This window comes from Candidatus Neomarinimicrobiota bacterium (assembly GCA_022560655.1).
Taxonomy (GTDB): Bacteria; Fidelibacterota; Marinisomatia; order SCGC-AAA003-L08; family TS1B11; genus JADFSS01.
This window is the reverse complement of record JADFSS010000019.1, coordinates 1-4,347: the sequence shown is the minus strand read 5'-3', so window position 1 is coordinate 4,347 and position 4,347 is coordinate 1. Positions and strand designations below refer to the sequence as shown.

4 protein-coding genes are annotated in these 4,347 nt (G+C 45.9%); 1 reads left to right on the top strand and 3 read right to left on the bottom strand.

Annotated features, from left to right (window positions below; translation table 11 throughout):
• From IH971_04510 to IH971_04500, 3 genes are all read right to left on the bottom strand, one after another.
• Positions 1–608 (bottom strand): hypothetical protein (locus tag IH971_04510; protein MCH7497097.1); only part of this gene is annotated, 608 nt, incomplete at its 3' end.
• Between the two features lie 62 nt (positions 609–670).
• Positions 671–1,753 carry a site-specific integrase gene (locus IH971_04505; GenBank protein MCH7497096.1) on the bottom strand — a complete coding sequence of 361 codons (1,083 nt, stop codon included), beginning with the start codon at positions 1,751–1,753 and terminating at the stop codon, positions 671–673.
• Positions 1,754–2,145: 392 nt separating this feature from the next.
• Positions 2,146–2,349, bottom strand: a complete 204-nt coding sequence (locus tag IH971_04500) for a hypothetical protein (GenBank protein MCH7497095.1) — start codon at positions 2,347–2,349, stop codon at positions 2,146–2,148.
• Positions 2,350–2,639: 290 nt separating this feature from the next.
• Here IH971_04500 and IH971_04495 point away from each other — a divergent pair, with 290 nt between their 5' ends.
• Positions 2,640–4,004, top strand: a complete 1,365-nt coding sequence (locus tag IH971_04495) for a hypothetical protein (GenBank protein MCH7497094.1) — start codon at positions 2,640–2,642, stop codon at positions 4,002–4,004.
• Positions 4,005–4,347: the final 343 nt, after the last annotated feature.

Genomic DNA, 4,347 nt, shown 5'->3' with positions numbered 1-4,347 from the left:
AAGAGTTGAACAGACAGAAACACCTCAGATTGAAGTGACTGTGCGTCATCCTTAAATCGGAGAAGGAAATCTCGATGGTCTGGCAGTAGCCACTGCACGGTCAAGTCGAAGATAAATTCCGATGCGTGTGATACAGTATACTTGCCATTACTTGAGGGTGCAAAGTTCTTTTTCAAACTTGGCAAGCGTGTTTTCATCTCTTCTGCATCAGCGATCTGCTGTTTCCGTGTTTCAGCTAAAACCGTATCCTCAGACAGAAATTTTCGAATTAAATCTGCGCCACGAGTGGTGCCTGGTATCGCGTCTAGTAAATACGGGAGATGAGATAGGCTTTCTTGCCTTATATGCGGGTAAGCATCCACTTCTTCACTCAGAATGGTATCTCGGCGCTTCATCATTCCTGACGGAACAGTAGATATGAGTTCAGCAATCCGTTCGTGAAGTCCTTTCGCATAGTGTAATTCGAGTAGCTGAGCCTCACAAATTCCTAGAATCAAATCCGTTTCTTCAAGGAAGCGGCGCAACCTGGGCCACAAGACTTTAGCTTTGGCAATATGGCTGATGATGCCAGTATCGAAATACACAAATCGCAAGTTTAAATCACTCATAACATGGTCAAGAGGTGTTGGTTTGTCTAGCGTGAAATTACAACAAGCCAGACCGAAGATGATTAGCCTATCCCCAACCTCTCCGCCCTGCCCTTTGAATGTTCACTTACATAAGCCGTAAGGTCGGGGAAATCCTCGGCCAGCCGGGAGGGCAGGAATCTGGTGTAGATCATGGTGGTCTCAAGGTTGCGGTGGCCCATGAGATTGCTGACAAGCATGATATCGCCGGTTTGGAGCCAGGTGCGCACACCGAAGGTGTGGCGGAGATCGTGGAAGCGATGACCCGTGAGCCCAAGTTTTCTTGTGATTTTCTTAAATGCCTTCGTGTAATACTCGGGCCTGTGATTAGAAGCCATAATCTGTTCGTAGATCCTGACGAGGTCGGGGTTTAGTGGGATCTGGCGCTCCTCGCTGGCCTTCGCATCCTCGGGTGCGACAATGAGGTGCATCCCCTTTAACAGCGCACGAAATGGCTCTCGCAGTCTGCAGCCAGTCTCGCGGTAGAACCAGAATACATCGGCCAAGAACGGTGTGGCTTCCTCCTGGATTAGGTCGAACTCGGGATCAGAAATGTATTTTGGCAAGGATCGACCCTGGCGAATCTGCTTGATGGTCGGAACCTTCGGCATTAGGCCTTTTTCGACAGACCATGTGAGGAATGTCTTAAGTGAACGCAGGTTCATGTTCAGCGTTGTCGTGGAGTGCCGCCCCAGAAAGGCATGCTTGAAGCGATCAATGGTGTTGCCGTCGATTGAATCGATAGGTGACCGCACCCCAGCCACCGAGATAAAATGCTGCAGGGCAAGTGAATAGACCTCCAAAGTTTTGGGGCGTATACCTTCGAGCGCCCGGGCCTTGAGGTAATCATCTGCCGCCTGTCTCACTGTCATCCGCACCAGCTCAGTGGGCTTGCCTGATAGCCAGGAGAATTGGAACTCGACGCCAGCCTTGATGCTCATCTCCACCCTTTCGATCTCCTCCAACCGGATGGCGGCAATCTTGGGGTCCTCGGTTCGGAGCGGAATCAGCTTTGAGCGGCCCGCCTGGCCATTAGCCGAGATGTATATCCGGCAGTAGAATTTGCCGGACCGGTTCCTGTTGCCCTTGTTCTTGGCGCCACCTGGATATCGGACAATACCTGCCACGCTCATTCCTCCCCATCAAAACGCCGAAACCCCGCCTCAGAAGCAACGGGCTATGATGCTAGAGATGAGCGGCGGGGAGCCGACGAAATATGTGATTGAATGCCAAAGCATCATAGCCCGAGCGTATGGTAGCATACGTTTTGGAGGCATGGCAAGTATATTCTAAGCGTATGCATAACACACGGTTAGAAACACGATTATTCGCTGTGCGCCCGTACACGGCCATATGCCTAAATTCGCCATACCAGGAGGTGCCAGAAACTGATTTTGTAGCGTACACGAAGCGTACACAGGCGGTGTACGGGTATTAGATCTAGGCTTAAGCTTTTGTTTGTCCAGGGCTAGCCCATCAGCTAAACCAAATCAAGATACATTACATTTTCCAAGCGCTTTCATACCCTGTATCCCGCTTCAATTGCAGCATCTCTGGCAGCTTTATTCCATGCATAGACCCAGAGTACATCATCTGGATAATACCTTAAGCCAAGAGTTTCGATGCATGGGGTTCCATACTTCGAATCAGCGGGATCTGTCACTAGCATTCCGCTAACACCTTCAAACCGCCCATGCGGCATTACTACAACTTTGAAAGTCATTTGATTCCCCTTTTCGACTGTAACATAGTTCCTAGGAAAGGAAATCGTACCTTTCCTCTCTCCGTTTATTATGGGGTTCAACTAATTGGGAACATTGTTCAAAGCTCTGTATTTAGCGATCGCACTTATTTTGAATTACTTGATCGATATCTGGCTCCCCTTTGGGGCAGCATGAATTGTTTGAAAATATTATAGAATGGCTTATCTTGGACAGCAATCTACTAGTATTTTCACTTGTTCATTTTCAGAGACGATACTTCACTGAACGTTTCGACATAAAGGTACGACTGATGTCAGAACAAGAGTTGAATCCGCACCGGTACTTTCTCACCCTTCATGCCGCATATTATCATGAGCACCGATATAAGGGGCATTCGATCAGAGCTAATGTACTGGAGAAGCTCGGAATTGAATTCAGTATGAATGCTGTAGCATATGGCCCGGAAAGTCAAGGTGCCTACAAGCCTGACTATCACCGCCGACTTCTTCAGGCCAGATTGAATGACTTTAATTTGCTGGGACTTCGTTCAGAAATGATGCGGAAAATATCTGACAGAGATTTTATATGGAGTACTGAAGATTCGTGGACTGAAAAAAGTCTCTTCGAGATTATTCAAAAAGTGCCATTTAAGTGGCGTGAGCCACTCCCTGAGGAACCACCTGTATTCGGATCAGAGGAATTTAATCGATACGCTTCGCATCCGATAATCCTCAGGGAATTGTTATCGAAAATGAATCTTGAAGAACTCGAGCGGGCAAGGACGGAGTCAAAGAACCTTCAAAAGCATATCAACAACGCCCTCATCAACAGTCGTCTAGAATTCACAAATCTTGCGGTCGCCTTTTTCGAGAGTTGGTTTATAGAAAATGGCTTTGAAGTTCCTTTCGCCTCGATCAACAAATCAGTGGATATTAAAACAGCAGACCTACAGGAGAGAGGATCTGAGAAAGAAGCTTCCGAGTATATTTTCCGTCCCTACGATGGATATTGGCAGATCAGTTATGGGGGTAGGAAAGACCACACTCGTTCAAATAATATTGGTCTCTTCTACATCAAAGAACTGCTGAGAAAACCAAGACAAGTATGGGAGGTAAGGGAAATCCAAGATCATGTGAGAGTTAATTTGTATGCCAAAAATGATGAGATTGAGCGTGCTACTATGGATTCCTATGAGATCATGGCTGCCAAAGAAGATACGAAGGATGATCACAATCTTGAATATCTAGATGCGAAAAATGAACCTACGCACTCCAGATCTCACGATTTTGAGAAAGTTTCATCTGGTGCTGAAATTCCCTTAATACAAGATAAGAAGTACCTGAATGACATCAAACGTGATTTACTGAGATTAGAAAAGAAAATGAAGCAAGCAGATTCTGAGGGTGATGATAAAGCATTCGACCGGGCAAAAAAAGAGTATGAGAAACTAAATTTGCACAAAAGAAGAATCTCTTACAAAGGCATATCGAAAGAATTGATAAAAGATCAGGTTTACGCATATCATAACGTGCAACGAGCAATATCAAGAGAACTGTCCAAGCTAAAATATATTAATCGAAGCCTGTACGAGCATCTCAAGGAACATATTAACGTCTCAACAAAATCTTGCTCATATGGGGACAATTTGGAAAAACCACCTAGCTGGATTACTTAGACAAACAAATCACTTCACTTCCCTCTTCCGCCCCCAAGACAATTCCCGTACTCTTTAGAACAACAGATTAGCCCCACCTGGGGATGAGTTCCATGTTGGTGTTCACAATTGTGTGAACAATGTTCAACAATTCTTGAACCCCTGCACTGGTAGAGGCGAGTCTGCATACGTATGACGCATATTATTCAATTGGTTGATTATTGAGAGAAAGGAATTCTATGGAAAATCATCTGGACATATTCCGCAGGTATGGCTTGAATCTAACCCAGGTCGGCTCAGGTCCCGAGCATGTAACAACTTGTCCATTTTGTGATTCGGTGGGACGTAAAAAGCAGAAATTTTA